Source organism: Pseudomonas sp. TH34 (genome assembly GCF_016650865.1).
Classification (GTDB): domain Bacteria; phylum Pseudomonadota; class Gammaproteobacteria; order Pseudomonadales; family Pseudomonadaceae; genus Aquipseudomonas; species Aquipseudomonas yamanorum.
This window is the reverse complement of the sequence record NZ_JAEKFB010000029.1, coordinates 186,019-209,911: the sequence shown is the minus strand read 5'-3', so window position 1 is coordinate 209,911 and position 23,893 is coordinate 186,019. Positions and strand designations below refer to the sequence as shown.

20 protein-coding genes are annotated in these 23,893 nt (G+C 60.9%); 10 read left to right on the top strand and 10 right to left on the bottom strand.

Annotated elements, in window-relative coordinates; genetic code table 11:
• The first annotated feature begins 96 nt into the window (after positions 1-96).
• The 6 genes from tkt (at position 97) to fba (ending at position 6,307) form a co-directional block, all read left to right on the top strand.
• A complete protein-coding gene (tkt, locus tag JFU58_RS21960; protein ID WP_177025588.1) occupies positions 97-2,094 on the top strand; it encodes a transketolase in 1,998 nt (665 codons plus the stop codon).
• A 137-nt stretch (positions 2,095-2,231) separates the two neighbouring features.
• Positions 2,232-3,281, top strand: a complete 1,050-nt coding sequence (gene epd / locus JFU58_RS21955; protein WP_177025587.1) for an erythrose-4-phosphate dehydrogenase — start codon at positions 2,232-2,234, stop codon at positions 3,279-3,281.
• 19 nt (positions 3,282-3,300) lie between these two features.
• On the top strand, positions 3,301-4,464 hold the full coding sequence (locus JFU58_RS21950) for a phosphoglycerate kinase (RefSeq protein ID WP_063026590.1): 1,164 nt from the start codon (positions 3,301-3,303) through the stop codon (positions 4,462-4,464).
• 29 nt (positions 4,465-4,493) lie between these two features.
• Positions 4,494-4,721, top strand: a complete 228-nt coding sequence (locus JFU58_RS21945; RefSeq protein WP_063026592.1) for a hypothetical protein — start codon at positions 4,494-4,496, stop codon at positions 4,719-4,721.
• 60 nt (positions 4,722-4,781) lie between these two features.
• On the top strand, positions 4,782-5,117 hold the full coding sequence (locus tag JFU58_RS21940) for an MliC family protein (RefSeq protein WP_177070858.1): 336 nt from the start codon (positions 4,782-4,784) through the stop codon (positions 5,115-5,117).
• Between the two features lie 125 nt (positions 5,118-5,242).
• A complete protein-coding gene (gene fba, locus JFU58_RS21935; RefSeq protein ID WP_003177554.1) occupies positions 5,243-6,307 on the top strand; it encodes a class II fructose-bisphosphate aldolase in 1,065 nt (354 codons plus the stop codon).
• A 97-nt stretch (positions 6,308-6,404) separates the two neighbouring features.
• Here fba and JFU58_RS21930 read toward each other — a convergent pair whose 3' ends face one another.
• Positions 6,405-7,070: a polysaccharide lyase family 7 protein gene (locus JFU58_RS21930; RefSeq protein WP_063026596.1), complete on the bottom strand. Its 666-nt coding sequence runs from the start codon at positions 7,068-7,070 to the stop codon at positions 6,405-6,407.
• A 308-nt stretch (positions 7,071-7,378) separates the two neighbouring features.
• Between JFU58_RS21930 and JFU58_RS21925 the strand changes: the two genes are divergently transcribed.
• Genes JFU58_RS21925 through JFU58_RS21915 form a run of 3 tightly spaced genes read left to right on the top strand, consistent with a single transcriptional unit; the run spans position 7,379 to position 10,350 of the window.
• A complete protein-coding gene (locus tag JFU58_RS21925; RefSeq protein ID WP_201142274.1) occupies positions 7,379-9,490 on the top strand; it encodes a putative bifunctional diguanylate cyclase/phosphodiesterase in 2,112 nt (703 codons plus the stop codon).
• A 43-nt stretch (positions 9,491-9,533) separates the two neighbouring features.
• The gene (locus tag JFU58_RS21920; protein ID WP_010167569.1) at positions 9,534-10,034 is read left to right on the top strand and encodes a M48 metallopeptidase family protein; all 501 of its coding nucleotides are present in this window, start codon (positions 9,534-9,536) and stop codon (positions 10,032-10,034) included.
• A 19-nt stretch (positions 10,035-10,053) separates the two neighbouring features.
• Complete coding sequence (locus JFU58_RS21915) at positions 10,054-10,350, top strand: winged helix-turn-helix domain-containing protein (RefSeq protein ID WP_201142272.1); 297 nt, start codon at positions 10,054-10,056, stop codon at positions 10,348-10,350.
• Positions 10,351-10,447: 97 nt separating this feature from the next.
• On the opposite strand, the gene JFU58_RS21910 is transcribed toward JFU58_RS21915, so the two are convergent.
• Complete coding sequence (locus JFU58_RS21910) at positions 10,448-10,900, bottom strand: GNAT family N-acetyltransferase (RefSeq protein ID WP_063026602.1); 453 nt, start codon at positions 10,898-10,900, stop codon at positions 10,448-10,450.
• Between the two features lie 221 nt (positions 10,901-11,121).
• Here JFU58_RS21910 and JFU58_RS21905 point away from each other — a divergent pair, with 221 nt between their 5' ends.
• The gene (locus JFU58_RS21905) at positions 11,122-11,859 is read left to right on the top strand and encodes a substrate-binding periplasmic protein (protein ID WP_063026604.1); all 738 of its coding nucleotides are present in this window, start codon (positions 11,122-11,124) and stop codon (positions 11,857-11,859) included.
• Between the two features lie 104 nt (positions 11,860-11,963).
• On the opposite strand, the gene yccS is transcribed toward JFU58_RS21905, so the two are convergent.
• From yccS to JFU58_RS21865, 8 genes are all read right to left on the bottom strand, one after another.
• Positions 11,964-14,147 carry a YccS family putative transporter gene (yccS, locus tag JFU58_RS21900; RefSeq protein WP_003216889.1) on the bottom strand — a complete coding sequence of 728 codons (2,184 nt, stop codon included), beginning with the start codon at positions 14,145-14,147 and terminating at the stop codon, positions 11,964-11,966.
• Between the two features lie 238 nt (positions 14,148-14,385).
• Entirely contained in the window at positions 14,386-15,564 is a 1,179-nt protein-coding gene (locus tag JFU58_RS21895) for an NAD(P)/FAD-dependent oxidoreductase (protein WP_093210168.1), read from the bottom strand.
• Between the two features lie 164 nt (positions 15,565-15,728).
• Positions 15,729-17,066, bottom strand: a complete 1,338-nt coding sequence (dbpA, locus tag JFU58_RS21890) for an ATP-dependent RNA helicase DbpA (RefSeq protein ID WP_242488312.1) — start codon at positions 17,064-17,066, stop codon at positions 15,729-15,731.
• A gap of 130 nt (positions 17,067-17,196) precedes the next feature.
• Positions 17,197-18,624, bottom strand: coding sequence for a multidrug transporter subunit MdtD (gene mdtD, locus JFU58_RS21885; protein ID WP_003216894.1), 1,428 nt, complete (start codon positions 18,622-18,624; stop codon positions 17,197-17,199).
• 36 nt (positions 18,625-18,660) lie between these two features.
• Positions 18,661-19,551 (bottom strand): alpha/beta fold hydrolase, encoded by an 891-nt coding sequence (locus JFU58_RS21880; protein WP_017476453.1) that lies wholly within the window; start codon positions 19,549-19,551, stop codon positions 18,661-18,663.
• A gap of 236 nt (positions 19,552-19,787) precedes the next feature.
• Positions 19,788-20,750: an IS110 family transposase gene (locus JFU58_RS21875; RefSeq protein WP_201139700.1), complete on the bottom strand. Its 963-nt coding sequence runs from the start codon at positions 20,748-20,750 to the stop codon at positions 19,788-19,790.
• Between the two features lie 296 nt (positions 20,751-21,046).
• Complete coding sequence (locus JFU58_RS21870; protein WP_201142269.1) at positions 21,047-22,363, bottom strand: TldD/PmbA family protein; 1,317 nt, start codon at positions 22,361-22,363, stop codon at positions 21,047-21,049.
• On the bottom strand, positions 22,363-23,805 hold the full coding sequence (locus JFU58_RS21865; protein WP_201142267.1) for a TldD/PmbA family protein: 1,443 nt from the start codon (positions 23,803-23,805) through the stop codon (positions 22,363-22,365). Before JFU58_RS21865 ends, JFU58_RS21870 begins: the two co-directional genes overlap by 1 nt.
• Positions 23,806-23,893: the final 88 nt, after the last annotated feature.

Below are 23,893 nucleotides of genomic sequence, written 5' to 3'. Positions count from 1 at the left end.
CTCAAGTGACTATCTGTCATTGCCCCGAGGGCCGTGGCTGAGGGAAAATGCCGATCCTTTTTTCCGTTTCTTTTATTCAACTCCAGGAGATCAGCGATGCCCAGCCGTCGTGAGCGTGCCAACGCCATTCGTGCCCTCAGCATGGATGCCGTGCAAAAAGCCAACAGCGGCCATCCCGGTGCCCCGATGGGCATGGCGGATATCGCCGAGGTACTTTGGCGTGACTACCTGAAACACAATCCAAGCAACCCGTCGTTCGCCGACCGTGACCGGTTCATCCTGTCCAATGGCCACGGCTCGATGCTGATCTACTCGTTGCTGCACCTGACCGGCTACGACGTCACCATCGACGACCTGAAAAACTTCCGCCAGATCCACAGCCGCACCCCGGGCCACCCGGAATACGGCTACACCCCGGGTGTCGAGACCACCACTGGTCCACTGGGCCAGGGCCTGGCCAACGCCGTGGGTTTTGCCCTGGCTGAAAAAGTGTTGGGTGCGCAGTTCAACCGCCCGAACCACAATATTGTCGACCACCACACCTACGTGTTCCTGGGTGATGGCTGCATGATGGAAGGCATTTCCCACGAAGTCGCTTCCCTGGCCGGTACCCTGGGCCTGGGCAAGCTGATTGCCTTCTACGACGACAACGGCATCTCCATCGACGGCGAAGTCGAAGGCTGGTTCACCGACGACACGCCAAAGCGTTTCGAAGCCTACAACTGGCAGGTGATCCGCAACGTCGACGGCCACGATCCTGAAGAGATCAAGACCGCCATCGACACCGCCCGCAAGAGCGAGCAGCCGACCCTGATCTGCTGCAAGACCACCATCGGCTTCGGTTCGCCGAACAAGCAAGGTAAAGAAGACTGCCACGGCGCCCCACTGGGCGACGCGGAAATCGCCCTGACCCGCGCTGCGCTGAAGTGGAACCACGGCCCGTTCGAAATCCCGGCTGACATCTACGCCGAGTGGGACGCCAAGGAAGCCGGCCTGGCTGTCGAAGCCGAGTGGGACCAGCGTTTCGCGGCCTACTCCGCCGAATTCCCTGAGTTGGCCAACGAACTGGTTCGCCGCCTGGCCGGCGACCTGCCTGCCGACTTCTCGGAAAAAGCCTCGGCCTACATCGCCGAAGTGGCCGCCAAGGGCGAAACCATCGCCAGCCGTAAAGCCAGCCAGAACACCCTGAACGCATTCGGCCCGTTGCTGCCTGAGTTCCTCGGCGGTTCGGCTGACCTGGCCGGTTCCAACCTGACCCTGTGGAAAGGTTGCAAAGGTGTCTCGGCAGAAGACGCCAGCGGCAACTACATGTACTACGGCGTGCGTGAGTTCGGCATGAGCGCCATCATGAACGGCGTCGCCTTGCACGGCGGCCTGGTGCCTTACGGCGCGACTTTCCTGATGTTCATGGAATACGCGCGCAACGCCGTACGCATGGCGTCGTTGATGAAGAAGCGTGTGATCTTCGTCTACACCCACGACTCCATCGGCCTGGGCGAAGACGGCCCGACGCACCAGCCGGTCGAGCAACTGACCAGCCTGCGCACCACGCCGAACCTGGACACCTGGCGCCCATCGGACGCGGTCGAATCGGCTGTGGCCTGGAAGCACGCGATCGAGCGTAAAGACGGCCCTTCGGCGCTGATCTTCTCCCGTCAGAACCTGCAGCATCAAACCCGCGACGCGGCGCAGATCGAAGGCATCAGCCGTGGTGGCTATGTGCTGAAAGACTGCATCGGCGAGCCGGAGCTGATCCTGATCTCCACCGGTTCCGAAGTGGGCCTGGCGGTTCAGGCGTACGACAAGCTGACCGCTGCCGGTCGCAATGTGCGTGTGGTTTCCATGCCGTGCACCAGCGTCTTCGAAGCCCAGGATGCCGACTACAAGCAATCGGTGTTGCCGTTGCAGGTCAGCGCACGTATCGCCATCGAAGCGGCTCACGCCGACTACTGGTACAAGTACGTGGGCCTGGAAGGCCGCGTGATCGGCATGACCACCTACGGTGAGTCGGCGCCGGCGCCAGCGTTGTTTGAAGAGTTCGGCTTCACCCTGGAAAACATCCTGGGTCAGGCTGAAGAGCTGCTGGAAGACTAAGTAAGTCTGCGTTGTCTGTGCTGTTGCTATCGCGGGCAAGCCCGCTCCCACATTTGATCTCGGTCTAATGTGGGAGCGGGCTTGCCCGCGATGGCGATGGAACATTCAACACTGAACGAACATTAATCGAGAACCCCATGCCTCAACCGCGTCCCTACAAAGTTGCACTCAACGGCTACGGCCGGATTGGTCGTTGCGTCTTGCGTGCTCTGTTTGAGCGAGGGGCGGCGGCCGGGTTTGAAATTGTTGCGATCAACGATCTGGCTGACATGGCCAGCATCGAATACCTGACACGCTTTGACTCCACCCACGGCCGATTCCCCGGCGAAGTGCGGGTCGAGGACGATTGTCTGCATATTAATGGCAACTGCGTGAAGGTCCTGCGCAGTGCCACCCCCGAGGGCATCGACTGGGCGGCGTTGGGCGTCGACCTGGTACTGGAATGCTCCGGTGCCTACCACACCCGTGCCGATGGCCAGCGGTTTCTCGACGCCGGCGCACCGCGGGTCCTGTTCTCCCAGCCGATGGCCAGCGAGGCGGATGTCGACGCCACCATCGTGTATGGCGTGAACCAGGATTGCCTGACCGGCGCTGAATTGCTGGTGTCCAACGCCTCCTGCACCACCAACTGCGGCGTGCCGCTGTTGCGCCTGCTGGACCAGGCGATCGGCCTGGAATACGTGTCGATCACCACCATTCACTCGGCGATGAACGATCAGCCGGTGATCGATGCCTACCACCATGAAGACCTGCGCCGCACGCGTTCGGCGTTTCAGTCAGTGATTCCGGTGTCCACCGGGCTGGCGCGTGGTATCGAGCGACTGTTGCCGGAACTTGCCGGGCGAATCCAGGCCAAAGCCGTACGGGTACCGACGGTGAACGTGTCCTGCCTGGACATCACCATGCAAACCGTCAGCGACACCGACGCCGGCGAGGTCAACCGGATCCTGCGCGACGCCGCCACCAGCGGCCCGCTCAAAGGCCTGTTGGCCTACACCGAGTTGCCTCACGCCAGCTGTGATTTCAACCATGACCCGCATTCGGCCATCGTCGATGCCAGCCAGACCCGCGTTTCCGGCCCACGGCTGGTGAACATCCTGGCGTGGTTCGACAACGAATGGGGTTTTGCCAACCGAATGCTGGACGTTGCAGAACATTATCTGCAAACAGCCTCTCCACAACTTTAGCTCTCAGGAATTGCCACCCATGACCGTGTTGAAGATGACCGACCTCGATCTGCAAGGTAAGCGCGTACTGATCCGCGAAGACCTCAACGTCCCAGTCAAGGACGGTGTTGTCACCAGCGATGCGCGAATCCTGGCTTCGCTGCCGACCATCAAGCTGGCCCTGGAAAAAGGCGCGGCCGTGATGGTCTGCTCCCACCTGGGTCGTCCGACCGAAGGTGAGTTCTCGGCAGAAAACAGCCTCAAGCCTGTAGCCGATTACCTGAGCAAGGCCCTGGGCCGCGACGTGCCGCTGGTCGCCGACTACCTGAACGGTGTAGACGTGAAGGCTGGCGACATCGTGCTGTTCGAAAACGTGCGCTTCAACAAGGGCGAGAAAAAGAACAGCGACGAACTGGCCCAGCAATACGCCGCCCTGTGCGACGTGTTCGTGATGGATGCCTTTGGTACCGCGCACCGTGCCGAGGGTTCGACCCATGGCGTGGCCAAGTTTGCCAAAGTTGCTGCCGCTGGCCCGTTGCTGGCGGCAGAGCTGGACGCACTGGGCAAGGCGCTGGGTGCTCCGGCCCAACCGATGGCCGCCATCGTCGCCGGCTCCAAGGTCTCCACCAAGCTCGACGTACTGAACAGCCTGAGCCAGATCTGCAACCAGCTGATCGTCGGCGGCGGCATTGCCAACACCTTCCTTGCCGCTGCCGGTCACCCGGTGGGCAAATCGCTGTACGAGCCGGACCTGCTGGACACCGCCCGCGCCATCGCGGCCAAGGTCAGCGTACCGCTGCCGGTGGACGTAGTCGTGGCCAAGGAATTCGCTGAAAGCGCCGAAGCCACCGTCAAGCTGATCGCTGATGTGGCCGCCGACGACATGATCCTGGACATCGGCCCGCAAACTGCAGCCAACTTCGCTGAACTGCTGAAGTCGTCCAAGACCATCCTGTGGAACGGTCCGGTCGGCGTGTTCGAGTTCGACCAGTTCGGCAACGGCACCAAAGTGCTGGCCCACGCCATCGCTGAAAGCTCGGCCTTCTCCATCGCCGGCGGTGGCGACACCCTGGCAGCCATCGATAAATATGGCGTTGCTGACCAGATCTCCTACATTTCTACCGGTGGTGGTGCGTTCCTCGAATTCGTCGAAGGCAAGGTACTGCCGGCTGTCGAAGTGCTGGAAAGCCGAGCGAAGGGCTGAAGCACTTGCTGAGGAAAAGGAGCATTCCGATGATCAGGTCGTTAGCACTGGTGATTGCAGCGGGCCTGTTGGCCGGCTGCGGCAGCACGCCGAAAGCGCCCCCCGAGTCTGAAAAGGCCGGGGCGGCGCGGCAGAAGAGTTGCTACCAGGCTGACTGGCAGGCCGAAACCATGCCGGTGATCAACAAGCGCATCGGGCCGGACGGGTTGGAGAAATACGACTCTGCGCCCAACGGTCAGGAACAGGGTTGCCCTTGACGGGTCTGATTCACTAACCGACAGCAGCGGTGGCCGCAGGTCGCCGCTTGAGGATTGGCAATGAAAGGCGTTTTCGCCCTGGCAGCACTGGCGTTATTGGCCGGATGCACCAACCTGAACATGTTCGACAAGAAGGCAGAGCCTGCAGACAAGTGGACCACCTGGACGTGTGACAGCCAGGCGCAAGTCAACTGGCGCTTTGCCGACCAGGCCCGCACCCAGGTGGATGTACGCCTCGGCGGCTCAGACCAGGTGTATCGCCTCAAGCAGGAAGTGGCGGCTTCGGGCGTGCTGTACAGCGATGGCCAGTTGGCGTTTCACACAAAGGGTGAGGAAGGCCTGGTTTACTGGGTTGCCACCGACGATTTGATCGGGCGCGGCTGTAAAGCGCAGTAACCCCGACAGCAATAACGATTCAGCAGGCCAGGCATTGAAAGCCTGACCTTCAATAACTTGAATAGCAGCCGCCGCTACGGCAGGCTTGCACGATTAACGACCCTCGACCGGGAGAGAGACTCACAATGGCACTTATCAGCATGCGCCAGATGTTGGACCACGCAGCCGAATTCGGCTATGGCGTTCCAGCCTTCAACGTCAACAACCTTGAGCAGATGCGCGCCATCATGGAAGCCGCTGACAAGACTGACTCTCCAGTGATCGTCCAGGCTTCGGCCGGCGCACGCAAATACGCCGGCGCTCCGTTCCTGCGTCACCTGATCCTCGCCGCGATCGAAGAATTCCCGCACATCCCGGTGTGCATGCACCAGGACCACGGCACCAGCCCTGACGTGTGCCAGCGCTCCATCCAACTGGGTTTCAGCTCGGTGATGATGGACGGTTCCCTGGGTGAAGACGGCAAGACCCCGACCGACTACGAATACAACGTACGCGTCACCCAACAAACCGTTGCCATGGCTCACGCCTGCGGCGTTTCGGTTGAAGGCGAGCTGGGCTGCCTGGGTTCCCTGGAAACCGGCATGGCCGGTGAAGAAGACGGCATCGGCGCCGAAGGCGTACTGGATCACAGCCAAATGCTGACCGATCCGGAAGAAGCCGCTGACTTCGTGAAAAAGACCCAAGTTGACGCCCTGGCCATCGCCATCGGCACCAGCCACGGCGCCTACAAATTCACCAAGCCACCTACCGGCGACGTGTTGGCCATCGACCGCATCAAGGAAATCCACAAACGCATCCCGAACACCCACTTGGTGATGCACGGTTCTTCCTCGGTACCGCAAGAGTGGCTGGCGATCATCAACCAGTACGGCGGCGACATCAAAGAAACCTACGGCGTGCCAGTTGAAGAAATCGTCGAAGGCATCAAGTACGGCGTGCGCAAGGTCAACATCGACACCGACCTGCGCCTGGCCTCCACCGGTGCGATGCGTCGCCTGATGGCCACCAACCCGAGCGAATTTGACCCACGTAAATTCTTCGGCGCTACCGTGACCGCCATGCGTGACGTATGTATCGCACGTTACGAAGCCTTCGGTACTGCGGGCAACGCTTCGAAGATCAAGCCGATCTCCCTGGAAGCGATGTACCAGCGTTACCTGAAAGGTGAGTTGAACGCCAAGGTCAACTAAGCCTTACGCGTTAATGAAAAAGCCCGCAGCGATGCGGGCTTTTTTGTGGCTGAGAGCCCATCAACCGGTCAGGGTAAAGCGCACCCACCTTGGAAGATCACTCGTGATCAATATCCAGCTTGGCAAACGTCACCCGGGCGCCTTCCTTGCTGTTGCCGCTGTTGTCCTGCACGTAGGCACCGGCCTTGAAGTACAGCGGTTGTTTGCCCCACGCAGCGCCGATTCGTTCGTTCCATTGGCCATTGGCGGCGTCGACGCTCAACAATCCGGCCTTGTTCAGGTGGATAACGTAGGTGAAGTCACGGTCCAGCGGTACGTTCTCGGCGACGATGATCACTCGTCCTTCTGACTCGTCGGGGCGCATGCGCACTTTGGCAACGATGTTGCCGGTTTGGGTTTTTTCCTTGTACTGGTACTCGACCTTGATCAGCGGTTTCTGGCTGTCATAGGCGTGAATTTGACCGATTACGATCTTGCCGGAAGACGGCACCTGGTTGACCGCCAACGTAGCACGCAGGTAGTTGTCGGCGTCGCTGTACAGCCAGTTGCGCAAGCGGCCGTCGGCGTAGGTTTCCCGCAGTTCGCTGCGAGGGTAAACGGCGTTTTCGGTACGCGTGCCGGTGACCGGCGTCCAGAATTGCACGCTGCTGCCTTCGGCCTGGAAGTATTGGTCCTTGAACCCGCTGAGCAGTTTCGGGGTGTCGATGGTCGAGGGCGGGGAGCCGACGGGGATGCTCAGGTTCCAGGTGGACAGGTCAATCATTGAATACGCCTTTAACGGGGAGAGAAGGCCTAGGCTCGGGAGCCGGCACTTTCTTTATAGGTGGCTCGAAATGGATTGTTAATGATTTTGTGGCGGTTTGTTGGCGTCAGCTAAATGTCAAAAAGCCATGTTTCCCGTAAACCGTGGGCTGTAGACACTGACCGTTAGTCGGTTGCCTGGACTTTGGCGCAATGATGGCACCGCCGTGGCTTCTGCTTTATGGGATCCAGGGATAGAGTGAGCCCTTATTGTTTATCCGGTTTTGTCGCAAAAATGACCGGAGTGACGCCGACGAAAGAGAAGCAGCAATGGAATGCGCTCCAATCAAGCCTCGCGATGGTTGTTCAGTGCTTTTGGTGGTCGATGACTATCCCGAGAACCTGATCAGCATGCGTGCACTATTGCAGCGTGAAGACTGGCATGTAGTGACGGCGGCGTCCGGGATTGAAGCCCTGGGGTTACTGCTGGAACATGACGTCGACCTGGTGTTGCTGGATGTGATGATGCCCGGCATGGACGGTTTTGAAGTCGCCCGGCTGATGCGCGGCAGCCAGCGCACGCAAATGACCCCGATCATCTTTCTCAGCGCCCACGCCCAATCGCCGGCGGCGGTGCTGGAAGGGTATGCCAGCGGCGCGATCGACTACCTGCTCAAACCCTTCGACCCCAATATCCTCAAGCCCAAGGTCCAGGCCCTGCTGGAGCACCAGCGTAATCGCCGGGCCTTGCAGCGCCTGAGTCATGACCTGGAGTCAGCCCGGGCCTTCAATGCCTCGGTGCTCGACAACGCCGCCGAAGGCATCCTGGTGGTGGGCGAGGACGGCGTGATCAGCTACGCCAACCCGGCGATTTCGCGGCTGCTGAATGCGCCGGTCGCCGAGTTGCAGGGCGCCGAGTTCCTCGCTTTTTTGCAAAAACCCCACGTGCCTGGCTGGCCTGACTCGGCCTTGTACGAAGGCTACAAGCGCGGCGAAACCTGGCGCCTGCACGACGCGATCTTGCGTACCGCGCCTGGCCAGCAACTGCCGGTGGCGATGTCGTGCGCGCCGCTGCCGGCCGAGCAGAAAGCCATGGTGGTCACGGTGCTGGACATGTCCGAGGTGCGCCATCTGCATCAGCAGCTGGAGTTCCAGGCGGTTACCGACCCGCTGACCGGCTTGCTCAACCGGCGCGGGTTTCACCAGGCGGTGGAGAATGTGCTGTTGCGCAGTGAGCGCAGCGAACAGTCGCTGGTGCTGCTGTACCTGGACCTCGACGGGTTCAAGCGGGTCAATGATTCCCTGGGGCACGACGCCGGTGACCGGGTGCTGCGCTGGGTCTCGGAGCAATTGAAGGCGTGCCTGCGCTCCTACGACATTCTTGGCCGCATGGGCGGGGATGAATTCACCGCGCTGCTGGAGCTGGAATTCCCGGAGCAGGCGGCCAAGATTGCGGAAAAATTGATCGAACGGGTGTCGATCTGTCAGCAGGTCGACGGTCTGGATGTGATGTTGGGCGTCAGTATCGGCATCGCCACCTTTCCGGACTGCGGCTCGGACCTCAGCGGCCTGCTGCGGGCTGCGGACGTCGCCATGTACGAGGCCAAGCGCGCCGGGCGTCAGCAATATCGCTATTACGACCAGGAAATGAACGGCAGGGCTCGCTCGCGGTTGATGCTCGAAGACAGCGTGCGCAACGCCATCGACAGCAAGGATTTCACTCTGGTGTACCAGCCGCAGGTCTCGCTGCACGACGGTCACTTGCGGGGTGTCGAGGCGCTATTGCGCTGGCAGCATCCGAGTGTCGGCGATGTGCCGCCGGGGCTGTTTCTGCCGCTGCTGGAAGAAGCGCGGCTGATCAGCCAATTGAGCTCGTGGATCTATCAGCAGGTGGCCGCCCAGCGGCAAGAATGGAAAGCAGTGTTCAGCGACGGGCTGGTGCTGAGCGTGAGCTTGAGCAGCAGCCAGTTCAACATGCCGAACCTGGCCAGCCAGCTGCAGCAGGTGCTTGAACGACATGGGCTGCAGGGCCGGCAGCTTGAGGTGGAGATCAGCGAAGAAAGCCTGATGCACAACCTGGACGAGTCCACCAAGCAGCTCAAGCTGTTGCGCCGGGCAGGGGTGCGGATCGCCCTCGATGACTTCGGCGCGGGCAACTGCTCCCTGGCGCACCTGCGGGACCTTGAGTTCGACACCCTCAAGCTCGACCCGAAGCTGGTGGCCCGCCTGCCAGGCTCTTCCCGGGACGCGGCAATGGCGCGGAGCATCATCGAACTGTGCCGGCACTTCGACCTGCTGGTGATTGCCGAGGGCGTCGAGACCCAGGAGCAAGCGGAGTGGCTAAAGGCCAATGGTTGCCAGTTCATCCAGGGGCCGCAGATAGCGCCACCGTTGATGGCCGATGAAATTGCCGACTGGCACCTGCGCGCAGCACTGCGCTGAATTCGCTACACTGGCGTCCATTCAAATACCCGTTGTTGAATCCATGACCGCGCTGAAATACCTCCAGGCCTACCCCGCAGCATTGCAGGAGCAAGTGCGCCAGTTGATTGCCAAGGACCAACTCGGCGACTACCTGACCCAGCGTTACCCCGAGCGTCATGGCGTGCAGAGCGACAAAGCCCTGTACAGCTACGCCCAGGCCCTGAAGCAGGAACACCTGCGCAATGCCCCGGCCATCGACAAAGTGCTGTTCGATAACCGCCTGGACCTGACCCACCGCGCCCTTGGCCTGCACACCACCATTTCCCGGGTGCAGGGTGGCAACCTCAAGTCGAAGAAAGAAATCCGCATCGCCTCGCTGTTCAAGGAAGCCGCGCCGGAGTTTCTGCGCATGATCGTGGTACACGAGCTGGCGCACTTCAAGGAATCGGACCACAACAAGGCGTTCTACAAACTCTGTGAATACATGCTGCCGGGCTACCATCAGGTGGAATTCGACCTGCGGGTTTACCTGACCTGGCGGGACCTGCAGGGCAAGCCCTAACCTTCAAAGGCGATCGAGCATGGATGTGAGCAAGACCAAAAGCAGCTTCTACCGGCGCCTGTATGTGGCGTATCTGATCGACAGCCAGTTGGCCAGCAGCGTCCCGGCATTGACCGACGTGACGGGCATGCCCCGGCGCACCGCTCAGGACACGATTGCGGCGTTGGCGGACCTGGACATTGTGTGTGAGTTTGAGCAGGAAGACGGCGCCCGCAACCATGCCGGGCGCTATCGGATTCACAGTTGGGGCGCGATCGAGCCGCGCTGGATCGAGGCGAATCTGGCCCAGATCAAGCAGGTATTGGGTTACCCCTGAGATAACGGTTGCCTGTTCCGACGCCATCGCGGGCAAGCCCGGCTCCCACAGTTGACTGAGTACTCCTGTGGGAGCCGGGCTTGCCCGCGATGACGTTCTAAGCCCGGCGCATGCCTATATGTGGAATGTCATCCTCAAGGTATTCCTCGCCCGCCACCACAAACCCGTACCGCCCGTAATACCCCTGCAAATGCGCCTGGGCCGACAGATAGATCGGCACGTCGGGCCACTGTTTCTCCGCCTGCCTGAGCGCCTCATCCATCATCTGGTGGCCCAGCCCAGTGCCTCGTGCACTCGGTGCAACGATCACCCGTCCGATCACCACGTCGCCGCCCTGGGATTCAGGATCCAGCAGGCGCAGGTAGGCCTGCAATTGACCGTCGCTCCAGGCCATCAGGTGGTGGGTGTCACCGTCCAGGTCCTGGCCATCGATGTCCTGGTAGACGCATTTCTGCTCGACCACGAAGACCTCCGAGCGCAGGCGCAAAATGGCGTACAGCTGCTCCTTGCCCAGATCACTGTGGTGTTTGCAGACCCATTCGACTGTCATGGTGTTCTCTCGGCTAATTGTCTGGTCAGGATAGTAAGCGCGTGGGAGGCGGGTGTCTAAATTGCGCCGTTTTTGTGAGTGAGATCAATTTGCCATCATTCTGTGCATGCGCCGCTGCCGTCTTTGTGTAATCTGCAGTACAGGCTCATTGATGAGCTACTGTTAAACCCTCGGGTTCAACCCTGAGGTCAGGCCATAGAACGCCCGCCAAGGACTTGAGCATGCCGCGATTTTCTCGTGCCGTTGCTTTGATCGGTTTGTTGTTGCTGGCCCAGACGGCGGCGGCAGAACGCTTGCGCCTGGTGGCGGATGCCTGGCCGCCGTTTACCGATGCCACCCTGATCAATGGCGGGTTGGCCACCGACATCGTCACCACCGCCCTGGCCCGCGCCGGCTACGCCAGTGACTTTGAACAGGTGCCCTGGGCTCGCGCGCTGATGGGGGTAGGCGATGGGCGTTACGACGTACTCATCAACGCCTGGTACGACGACGCGCGAACTCAGTTGGGGCAGTTTTCCGGCGAATACTTGCTCAATCGGGTGCTGTTTCTAAAGCGTCGGGATGACCCCATCGAGTTCCAGAACCTTGAGCAATTGCACGATTATCCCGTCGCAGTGGTGCGTGGGTACGCTTATTCGGCGGCGTTCGACGCCGATGTGCAATTGCAGAAAGTCCCGGTGCATAACTTCGCCATGGCCGTGCGCATGTTGGCGGCACGGCGGGTGCGGCTGACGGTGGAAGATGAGTTCGTCGCCCGCTACTACCTGGCGCGGGAGTCCGCCACGGTGCGCAATGCGGTGGAGTTTTTGCCGGTACCGCTGAGCGAGAACAGCCTGCACATTCTGGTCAGCCTGAAAAATCCCCAGCATGAGCAGATTGTTGCCGGGTTTGATCGGGAGATTGCCAGGATGAAAGTGGATGGCAGTTATGCGCGGTTGATGAAGCAGCATGGGATGTAGTGAGGCTAATGGCCCCTTCGCGAGCAAGCCCGCTCCCACATTCGACCGAGTTCCACCTTTGGGATGCGGTCGAGTGTGGGAGCGGGCTTGCTCGCGAAAGGGGTTCAGGCTTCGCTGGTGTCTTTGATCAGGTGAGCCGCCAACGTGCGCAACGGCCCCAGTTGCCGGCAGATCAACGCCAACTGCGTCTGCACCAACCGCTGTCCTTCATCAATCTCATCCGGCATCTGCTCCAGGTCCACCGCCAAGGCTTCTTCCGCATCACTCTGGATCGCGATCGGCTGTTTGTTGGCCAGGCCCGTGGCGATCTCGTCGATGCTCGCCGCCAGCGTCTTCCCGGCGCCTTCGATCAAGTGCTCGCGCACCTCCGCCGGCAATTGGGTTTCCCGGTGTGCACCCAGCCCCGACAGGTAGCTGAGCAGCGTGTGGGACAGCACCAGAAACCTGAACCCCACATCCGCCTCCTTACGGAAATGCCCCGGCTCCATCAGCATATTCGCCAGGGTGGTGGACAGCGCCGCATCGGCGTTGTGGGCGTTGCGCCGGGCCAGGCGGTAAGCCAGGTCGTCGCTTTTGCCCGCGGCGTACTGCTGCATGATCTGGCGCAGGTAGATGCTGTTGCAGGTCAGGGTGTTGGCCAGCACCTTGTTCAGGCGTCGGCCTTGCCAGTCCGGCAGGAACAGGAACACCGCCAGCCCGGCGATCAGGCTGCCGAGCAAGGTATCGAACAGCCGTGGCAGGAACAGCCCGTAGCCATCGCCCACCTGGTTGAAGCAGAACAGCACCATCAGCGTGATCGCGGCAGTCGCCAGGGTGTAGCGCGTGGTGCGGTTGATAAAGAACACCAGGCCGGCGGCAATGGCGAACATTGACTGGATCAGCGGGTTGGGGAACAGGTCGAACAGCGCCCAGGCGATGGTCAGGCCGATGGCGGTGCCGATGATCCGCTGGCCCAGCTTGCGCCGGGTGGCGCCGTAGTTCGGCTGGCACACGAACAGGGTGGTGAGGATGATCCAGTAGCCCTGGGACGGGTGAATCAAATGCACCATCCAATAGCCGATACTCAGTGCCAGGGGCAGGCGCAGGGCGTGGCGGAACAGCAAGGAGGTTGGTGTCAGCTGCGTGCGCAGGCGGGTCCACATCTCCTTGAGGTTGCGCGGTGCACGGTCCAGCAGGCTACTGTCGGTGGCATCGGCCAGGCTGTCGGGGTTGGCGGCGTCGCCGAGCAGGCGGTCCAGGGTCGACAGGTTGGCGGCCAGGGCACGCAGGGAGCGCAGCAGGCCGCGCCAGGCCGGGTTGCTCTGGATGCGCAGGTGTTCCAGGGAGGCATTCAGGTCGCCCAGGGCTTCGGCAAAGCTGTCGTCATAGACGAAGGGCTGGCGCATCTGGATCGATTCGGCGAGGGTCTGGCAGGCCTTGCCTTGCTGGCGCAGCAGACGCTGGCAGCGGAACAGCACGTCGCTGTGGAAGAAGGCCTCGGCGAGTGCGTTGTAAGGGTAGTGCGAGGAACTGGCGCGTTCGTGGATGTCCTGGGCCAGGAAATACAGCTTGAGGTAGCGGCTGACCTTGGAGCCCGGGCGGCCATTGCCGACCCGGTGCAGGATGATCTCTTTGGCGGCATTCAGCGCCGCCACCACCCGGCCGTTTTGCTGCGCCAGTTCCAGGCGCCGCGCTTCCACATCCAGCTGGCGGATCGGTTCGAACAATGAGGACTTGAGCTTGAGGTAGCGCCCCAGCTCACGAAACAACCGCGCCAGGCTCTGTTGCACTGGCTGGTTGGAAAACAGCACCTGCCACAGCACCGACAGCGCGCCATACCACGCGGCACCGGCCACCAGCAGCAAAGGTTCATGCCAGAAGTCCGTGACCGCACCACCGCGCTGGTCCACGCCGATCATGGTGTAGACCGAGAGAATCAGGGTGGCCGAGGCGATCGCCCCATAACGCTCCCCCAGCGCACCGAGCATGGTCAGACCGAAGCTGGACAGAGCCAGGAAGATCGCGAAGATCCAGGGATAGGGGAAGAGCAGTTCGACGGACAGTGCCGCGGTGCTGAAGCACACCAGTGTCACGGCCAAGGCGTTAAGCCGGCCCTGCCAGTTGTCATCGGTCTCGGCCAGGGCGCTGGCGATAATCCCCAGGAACAGCGGGATCAGCAGCGCCATTTCATTCTGGTACCAGCACAGCGCCATGCTGCCGGTCAGGGCGATGAATACCCGTACGCTGTAACTGAACTTATCCAGTGCCCAAAGGCGCCGCATGGACTGCTTGAAGGAGGTCGATGACATGAAGTCTGGGGTCTTCCGGGACGATGCCGCTAAATTGAGCCAGTAATGACGCCACGGCAAGCGTGGCGATCACATCCAACAGCAAAATTTATTACAGGCATTCTCTCAAGAACACCCCAAACCAATGTGGGAGCTGGCTTGCCTGCGATGGCGGTGTGTCAGTCAATCAAGATGTTGGAGGTGCCGGCCTCATCGCAGGCAAGCCAGCTCCCACAGTTTGACCGAGTACATCCTTGAATCAGGCAAATTGAGCGGCTGCATACCCGGAAGCCCACGCCCACTGGAAATTGAACCCGCCCAGGTGACCGGTCACATCCAACACTTCGCCGATGAAGTACAAACCGGGGCTTTTCAGGGATTCCATGGTCTTGGACGAAACCTCCCGGGTGTCCACGCCACCCAGGGTGACTTCGGCGGTGCGATAGCCTTCAGTGCCCGCCGGCACCAACTGCCAGCTCCCCAGTTTGCTGGCGATGTCGGCAATCTCTGCGTGGGTGTACTGCTTCATTGGCTTGGAAACGAACCAGGTTTCAGCCAGCAGGTTGGCCATTTTCTTGGTGAAGATCTCACCCAGCAGGGTTTTCAGCTCGCTGTTCGGGCGCTCCACCTGTTGCTCTTGCAGCCAGGTGTGGGCGTCGTGATCCGGCAGCAGGTTGATTTCCACGGTGTCGCCGGATTCCCAGTATGAGGAAATCTGCAGGATCGCCGGCCCGCTCAGGCCGCGGTGGGTAAACAGGATGTTCTCGCGAAAGCTCTGGTCGTTGCAGCTCACCAGGCAATCCACGGAAGTACCGGATAACTCACCGCACAATTCCTTGAGCTGATCGGTGATGGTGAACGGCACCAGCCCGGCGCGGGTGGGCAGCAATTCATGGCCGAACTGCTTGGCCACTTGATAACCAAAGCCGGTGGCGCCCAGGGTCGGGATCGACAGGCCGCCGGTGGCGATCACCAGCGATTCGCAGCGCAACTCACCCAGGGTGGTTTGCAACTGATAGCCGGCTTCCAGTTTGGCGATCTCCTGCACTGACGTGTCCAGGTGCATGCTTACGCCGACCTGGATGCACTCATCCAGCAGCATCCCGAGGATGTCGCTGGACTTGTTGTCGCAGAACAGCTGGCCGAGTTTCTTCTCGTGGTACGGCACGCCGTGCTTGGCCACCAGCGCGATGAAATCCCACTGGGTGTAGCGGGCCAGGGCGGACTTGCAGAAGTGCGCGTTGTGGGAGAGGAAGTTGGCAGGCTCCGTGTACATGTTGGTGAAGTTGCAGCGGCCACCGCCGGACATCAGGATCTTTTTGCCGGCCTTGTTCGCGTGGTCGATCAACATCACCTTGCGCCCACGCCCGGCGGCGGTCAGCGCACACATCAAGCCTGCGGCGCCGGCGCCAATGATCACAACTTCGGTCGAGCGCACAGCCATGTCCTCATACAAATATTGATCTGAAATGCAATCAAATGTGGGAGCTGGCTTGCCTGCGATGGCATCAACTCGGTCAATCTGTCAGACCGAGTCACCTGCATCGCGGGCAAGCCCGGCTCCCACATTGATTCGGTTCCTTCAACAGGAACGCGGTGTTTTTACAGGATACGCACGCGCAACGAACGGCCTTTGATCTTGCCGTCATTCAAGCGCTGCAGCGCCTGCTTGGCGATCCCGCGTTCCACGGCCACGAAGGCCTGGAAATCAAAGATCGCGATCTTGCCAACCTGGGCCCCCGGAATTCCGGCGTCACCGGTCAGTGCGCCAAGGATATCGCCCGGGCGAACCTTGTCTTTACGGCCGGCGGCGATGCACAGGGTGCTCATCACCGGCAGCAACGGGCCGCCGCTCTGAGGCTTGAGGTTGTCCAGTTGGTCCCAGTTCAGCGGCGACTTCTGCAGTTGCTCGATGGCCTGGGCGCGATGGGCTTCGGACGGTGCGACGAGGCTGATAGCAATGCCGGTCTCACCGGCACGACCAGTACGGCCCACGCGGTGAATGTGGATTTCCGAGTCGCGGGCCAGTTCGACGTTGATCACCATGTCCAGTGCATCAATGTCCAAACCACGGGCGGCAACGTCGGTGGCCACCAGTACCGACGTACTGCGGTTGGCAAACATCGCCAGCACCTGGTCACGGTCGCGCTGTTCCAGGTCGCCATGCAGGCCGACGGCGGAGATGCCCTTGGAGGTCAGGTGATCCACGGTTTCCTGCACTTGCTGCTTGGTGAAGCAGAAGGCTACGCAAGACGCCGGACGGAAATGCGCCAGGACCTTGGTCACGGCGTCCATGCGCTCTTCCGGGGAAATCTCGTAGAAGCGCTGCTCGATCTGATCGTCCGAGTGGAACGCTTCGGCCTTGACCTGCTGCGGCGCGCGCATGAATTTCGAGGCCAGGTGCTTGATGCTCACCGGGTAGGTGGCCGAGAACAGCAGGGTTTGGCGGCGGGCCGGGGTCTTGCTGATGATGTCTTCGATGGCGTCGTAGAAGCCCATGTCGAGCATGCGGTCGGCTTCGTCGAGGATCAGCGTGTTCAAGCCGTCCAGGACCAGCGAACCCTTGCGCAGGTGCTGCTGGATACGGCCCGGGGTGCCGACGATGACGTGGGCGCCGTGCTCAAGGGAGGCGATCTGTGGGCCGAGGGACACGCCGCCGCACAGGGTCAGCACCTTGATGTTGTCTTCGGCGCGGGCCAGGCGGCGGATTTCCTTGGCCACCTGGTCCGCCAGTTCGCGTGTCGGGCACATAACGAGTGCCTGGCAGCCGAAGTAGCGCGGGTTGATCGGGTTCAACAGGCCGATGCCGAAGGCTGCGGTCTTGCCGCTGCCGGTCTTGGCCTGGGCAATCAGGTCCAGCCCTTTGAGGATCACCGGCAAGCTTTGCGCCTGGATCTGCGTCATCTCGACATAACCCAGCGAGTCGAGGTTAGCCAGCATGGCGGCGGACAGGGGCAAAGTATTAAAAGCGGTGGCGATGGTAGTCACGGGACTGGCTCTGCAAAACAAAATGTCGCGCAGTGTACCAGCCTCGTGGGATTTTCCCTGCAAGTTCTAGACGAGAAGCCTGTTAATGCTCAATGTCGTGCTCACGGCTGACCACGCGTTTGCCGTCTTTTGGCGACAATTGCAGGAAGATCGCCGCCGCCAGCATCGCCATGATGCCCACGGTGACGAAGGTCAACTGGAACGCCCCAAGCACCGTGTCGACCCCGTCATTGCCCACTTCGGCGGTAAAACCACCCAGCAGCGCACCGGCGCAGGCCACCCCCAGGCTCAGGGACAACTGCGCGACCACCGACAGCAAACTGTTGCCGCTGCTGGCCTGGGCGTCGTCGAGGTCGATCAGGGTCACGGTGTTCATCGCGGTAAATTGCAGCGAGTTGATCGCCCCGAGGATCGCCAGCATGCTCAGCAGCAGCGGGTAGGGCGTGTGTTCGCTGACCAGGCCCATGCTCGCCAGCATGATGCCCAGCGCCAGGGTGTTGCCGGTCAGCACCACTCGGTAGCCCAGGCGCTCGATCAGCGGCCGGGCGATGGACTTGGCAAACATCGCCGCTGCCGCCAGGGGCAGCATGCTCATCCCCGCTTCGGACGGCGAATAGCCCAGCGCCACCTGCAACAGCAGCGGCACCAGGAACGGCAACGCGCCGCTGCCCAGGCGAGCGAACAGGTTTCCAAGGATGCCCACGGCAAAGGTCCGGGTCTTGAACAGCACCGGCGAGAACAGTGGATTGTCGATATGCCCGGCCCGCAGCCAATACGCCGCCAGGCACGCGAGGCCGCCGAACAGCAGCAACATCACCCGCAGGTGCGGCAGGTGCAATTCGCCGAGGCCTTCCATGGCGATGGTAATCAGCACCATCGCCGCGCCGAACAGCAGGAAACCCACGCCGTCGAAACGGGTGCGTTCGCTGCCGCGCAGGTCGGGGATGAATTTCCAGACGGCGTAGCAGCCGATGATGCCCACCGGCAGGTTGATCAGGAAGATCCAGTGCCAGGTCAGGTATTGCACCATCCAGCCACCCATGGTCGGGCCGAGCAGTGGGCCCAGCAGCCCTGGAATGGTGATGAAACCCATGATCCGCACCAGCTCCGAACGCGGGTAGGCGCGCAACACCACCAGCCTGCCCACCGGCAACATCAACGCACCGCCCAGGCCCTGGATCACCCGGGCGCCCACCAGCATGGTCAGCGTGCTGGAGAGTGCGCAGAGCAACGAGCCAATGCTGAACAGCATGATCGCGCCGAAGAAAATCTTCTTGGTGCCGAAGCGGTCGGCCACCCAGCCGGAGGCCGGGATCAGCAACGCAACGGTCAGCATGTAGGCGATCACCACGCCTTGCATGCGCAAGGGGTTCTCCGCCAGGTCTCGGGCCATGGCGGGCAATGCGGTGTTGAGAATCGTCCCATCCAGCGACTGCATGAAGAAGGCAATCGCTACCACCCAGGGTAGCCAGCGGGCGGTCTTGGCATCGAGAGGGGCGCGATTCGGCATGAGTTACCTTTTTGTTAGCAGCCTATGTGTCGGCGATTATGCGCCATCGGCAACTCCTTTTCCCACTGGCGCTTCGTCTATATCTGACAACGCCACGTCTTTGCCCACCAGGAAATCAATCAGCGCCCGGTGCACGGCCAGGGCCGCTTCGCGGGATTCCAGGTCGAGCAAATGGCCGGTGTGCTCGGCGGTGGCGAAGCTGCTGCGGCCTACGTATTTTTTGAACAGTTGGGCTTCGTCTGCCGGGGTGTACTCGTCCAGCACGCCGTTGAGGAAGTGCACCGGGGTTTCGATCCGGGTCAATTGCGGCAGGTAGTTGCCGTCACCCAGGGCCAGCACCTGATGAATATGGAAGCGTGCCTGGCGATACTCGGTGGTGGCCATGGTCGACAGGTGCCGGTGGTTGTTGCGCTTGAGCCGGGGCGACAGGTATTTGCCGACGGTTTCATTCAGCAGATGGCCGACGGCGGATTTGTCATCGGCTTCGATCAGCACGCGCACCCGTTCCACATACTCGAGCATCGCCTGGTTGAGGTTGGGCGCCAGCGCCATCACCACCGAGCTTTCAATCGACGGCGGGTTATGCGCGAGGGTCAGCAGCGTGGAAATCCCGCCCCAAGAGGCAGACACCAGGTGGTTGACCTGAAAGCGTTCCACCAATGCCCGCAGGATCTGCACTTCATCGTCCTTGGTCACAAGGTCCAGGTCGGTGTTGTGGGGGCGCGAATAGCCGGAGAACGGCAAGTCGAACATCAGCACATTGAAGTGCTCGGACAGGCACTTGCTGGTACGGGCAAATGAGCGGGTGGTGGACAGCGCGCCATTGACCAACAGCACGGTTTTCTTCTCTGGGTTGTTACCAAGCTGCTCTACGTGAACGTTGTAGTGCTTGAACAGCTTTTCAATGACAAAACTTCCATGGTTCATGTCAACGCTCCAGCTTGCCCTATCCCGGGCAAGGTCGTGCATCACTTGAAATCAAGTGGGTTGAGGACGGCGGGGTGTTGTTTGAGTTTTTTTACCGCGCGGACGTGGCTAGATGCCACCAACCTTTATAACGAGGTTTTTCGCGAGCGACAACTGGCCGGACGGCCAGCTGTCTGGAGTGGGGTTTTGAGGGCGGGCTCGATCAAAATGTGGAATGCAATCAACTGTGGGAGATTCTATGGTTGGGGGGAAGCCCCCAAAACCGCTTTCGACTGGTATTCGCTTAGGTTTTTCATGAGGGAGAACGCGATACGCGCCAGCTTGCGAGCGATGATAACCAAGGCCTGAGTCGTTTTCAGGCCTCTGCCCAGATAGCCTTCATAGAGCGGTTTCCAAGCGTTTGACTTGATACCTGCTGACGCCGCGTTATGCAGCAATCGACGGATCTCCGAGTCTCCTTTTTTGCTCAGTGAGCGACGTCCGCTCATTTGCCCCGAGTCAGATACTCTCAAGTCCATTCCCAGGAACGCGATATAGGCATCGGCACTTTCAAACTCGCCTCGTTGAAACGCCATCGTGAGCGCCACCGCAGTGAGAAAACCAATCCCCTCAACAGCTTGGCAGCGTTTGATCTGATGCAAGAGGCCCGCCTCAGTGACGGCATCTAATATCCGTTTTTCAATAAGCCGTTCATGTCTCGCAAGGCAGGCTGAGACATTTTTTGATGAGGCCTTAAGGAGTGGCTCACCTGCCCAGCTTTGGCTAAGGCCAACCCGCATTTTCACCAACGCTGCCCGTCGGCGAAGCAAGCTTTGAAGCTTGGTATAGATCTTCGGCGGCGGGTTCCAGGCACGTAAATCAGCCTGTTCATTTTTCAAATAACGGGCCAGTAAACGCGCATCGCTGGCGTCTGTTTTCGCCCGCCCACCCGTGCTTTTGCGGTAGTGATTAAGGCGGTAGCCATCAATCACATAAACCTTATGGCCCATCCCGTGAGCCAAATTGACCGTATCCAGGTGATAGATATTGGTCGCCTCAATCGCGATGGCACTGTCCACGGGTAGAGATTTGAGCCACGCCCTCAGCTCGGTTTTGTTGTTGGGCACAATCTTCAATTCGTCTGTTTCAATGTGACAGACCACGACTTCAGCCTTAGCAACATCCACGCCGATGATTGATTGCAAGACAGTCATTGCCATGAAAAACGCTCCGGGTTAGGGTTTATGGGCTTGTTGGGGCTTCACCGTTGCGCTGGCTTGCTTCTATCGTCGGTCATGGCCGATGCATTCCTTATCGGCGCTTTGGTGAAGGGGTGGGGCGAAGTCTCCCACGGTCTGTACTGGCTAGAGTCAGATGCTGGCTTTTAGTCCCACCACCCCTACAAGTCTAACCATACAAGCTGGCTTGCCTGCGATAGCGCCGTGTCATTTAGCAGATCTGGCACTGATACACCGCTATCGCAGGCAAGCCAGCTCCCACATGGGTTTTGCGTTGCTTATAAGGTCAGGGTCAGGCGTTTTACCAGCGCCCCCGGCAGCAGATTGGATGATGTATTACGCTGGCTATACGTACTCGCCGACAGCAGCAATTCCCGATCAGCGGTCAGCGCTTCCAGTTGCGAGCCCAGCAGGCTGTACACGCTGTCATCAAAACGCATGGTGCTGACCGGCGCCTTGATCTCGCCGTCCTCGACCCAGAACGTGGCGAAGCGGGTCATGCCGGTCAGGCGCGCGGCGGGCTGGTCGGAGTAGTTCAGGTACCACAGGTTGCTGATGTACAAGCCGGTGCCCAATTGCTTGAGGATATCGGCCTGGGCCAGGTTGCCGGCGGCCATCTGCAACGCGCTGGGGGACTCATCACCGCTGGCGCCGTTGGTGCTCAAACCGTATTCGGCCGCGCTGCGGGAGTTGACCAGTTGGCCTTCAGCCTTGCCGGCACTGATCAGCTTCACGTCGCTGCGTGGGTAGCCGTCACGGGAAAACGCCGAGCTCAGGGAGCCGCTGACCTGCTCATCCAGTGTCACCAGCGGGCTCAAGGCTTGATCACCGTTGTACAAGCGTTGCAGCGGGCTGCCCTTGCTGGCGATGGCCTGGGCGGAAAACCCGCCCCAGGTCAGCATGCTGATGATCTCTTCCATGGCCGCCGGGGCCAGGTAGGCGCGGTATTGCCCCGGTGCCAGTGGGTGCAGCGGGCGGCCGAGGAACTCCAGTTGCTCGCGGGCCTGCTGGAAACGTTGGGTGAAGGCCGCGCTGTCCCAATCGTTGCCGGCGTAACTGGCTTTCACCGCTTCGCCGTTGGCGTGGAACAGGCTGAAGTCGAAGTTGAAACTGTTGGCCTGGTGCCAGCCGAAGGCGCCTGATGAACTGGCGAAGCCACGGCTGATAGGGCCGGCGGCGTAGAAGCCGACCATGTCCACACCTTCAGCGGCTGCGCTGATTGCTTCCAGCACCTGGGCCAGGTCTGGCAGTGGTCGGTCCTGCTGGTCCTTGTTTTGCCAAGCATTATGGTTGAGCAGCAGGTACGGATCCTGCGGCAGCAACGGCAAGGTTTCGCGCAGTTGTTGAAGGCCGTCGGACAGGCGCTGGCGGTCCAGTCCAGGCTCGCCCGCCAGGGTGATGCCGAGGTCGGCGTGGCGCCCGTCGTTGATCAGCTTCAGGTTCAGGCTGGCCTGTTGCACCTGGCCGGCCTGGCGCACTTTGCCGTGATTGAAACGCACAAACTCGGACGATTCGTCGGCGTAGCCGAGGTGGAATTGTTCGTGGTCGGTGATGGCTTGCTTGAGCCAGTCCACCAAGGCTTTGAAATTATTCATCAGGCGTCTCCCCCGAACACGTCCACGTTGCTGAACACACAGGCCGGCGACGCATGGCCGACGCGGATCACCTGGTTGGGTTCGCCCTTGCCGCAGTTAGGCGTGCCCAGCACCTTGAAGGTGCTGGCGTCGCCAACGGCGCTGAGGTTGCGCCAGAACTGCGCGGAAATCGCCCGGTAGTTGGGGTTCTTCACCACACCTTTGAGCTCGCCGTTTTCAATCAACTGGCCCCATTCGCAACCGAACTGGAATTTGTTGCGTGCATCGTCAATCGACCAGGATCGGTTGGTGGACATCAGGATGCCATGCTCGATACCGCCAATCAGTTGCGCCATGTTCTGGTCGCCGGCCTCAATATTCAGGTTGGCCATGCGGTCGATCGGTGCGCGGTTCCAGCTGCAGGCACGGCTGTTGGCCACGCCTTGCATGCCGGAGCGGTATTGCGACAACGCACCGCCCAACGGCTTGAGCAGCAGGCCTTCGCGGATCAGGAATTGTTTGCTGGCCTTCGTACCGTCGTCGTCATGCCCGTAGCTGGCGAGCTGCTCGGGAATGTCCGGGTCGAAGGTCACGTTCAGCAGGTTGGAGCCGTATTGCAGGTGACCGAAGTCGCTGGCCTTGACGAAGCTGGTGCCGGCGTAATTGCGCTCGTCGCCGAGGATGCGGTCGAGTTCCAGCGGGTGGCCGATGGATTCGTGGATCTGCAGGATCATCTGGTCGGGCATCAGTAGCAGGTCGCGCGGGCCCTGGGGCGTGTTCGGGGCCAGCAGCAGTTGCAGTGCCTGGTCCGCAATCTGCGGCGCGGCGCCCACCAAGCCGAAGCGGCTGATCACGTCGAAGCCGCCTTGCTGGCCGAAGTTGGTGCCGCCCAGGGTGCGGGTCTGGCTGTCGTTGCCGTCGTAGGCCGTGACGTTGACACCCGGGAACACAAACCGCTGGGCCTGGCGCAGTTCGGCGCCGGCGCTGTTGAGGTAGATCTGTTCGACGTGGGTGGTGCCCAGGCTGACTTCCCAGTTCACCAGGCGCTCGTCCTTGGGCACGGCGGCGGATTCGGCGCCGAGCAGCTGGTAGCAGTCGCGCAGGGACGGGAAGGGCTGGTCGAGGCTCGGCGACAGGTAGTCGGCGATGTCGCTGGACACCGGCTGGTCGCGCAGGTCGAGCAGGGCGTGGGGCTTGATCAACCGGGCTTGCTGTTCGGCGCGCTCAAGGGCGGCTTGCAGGCCGGGCAGGGAAATATCGTGGGTGGCGGCATAGGCTTCGACGCCGTTGAGGCGCACGGTAAGCATCGCGCCTTCGTCCTGGCTCAGGTGTGGCGGCTCGGCGACGTTCTTGCGTACCGACAGGTACTGGCCGGACTCGCGGACATAGCGCAGGGAGAAGAATTCGGCAGTGGTGCGCAGGGCACTGAATTGCTTTTTGAGTGTGGCGTGGTGTTCGAACATGGGGCCTTCCTTGTGGGCGGCTCGGCGCGGGCAGGCAAATAGAGTAGGCCTGGGCTGGGGAGCTGATCAAGGAAAGTGTAGGAGAGGG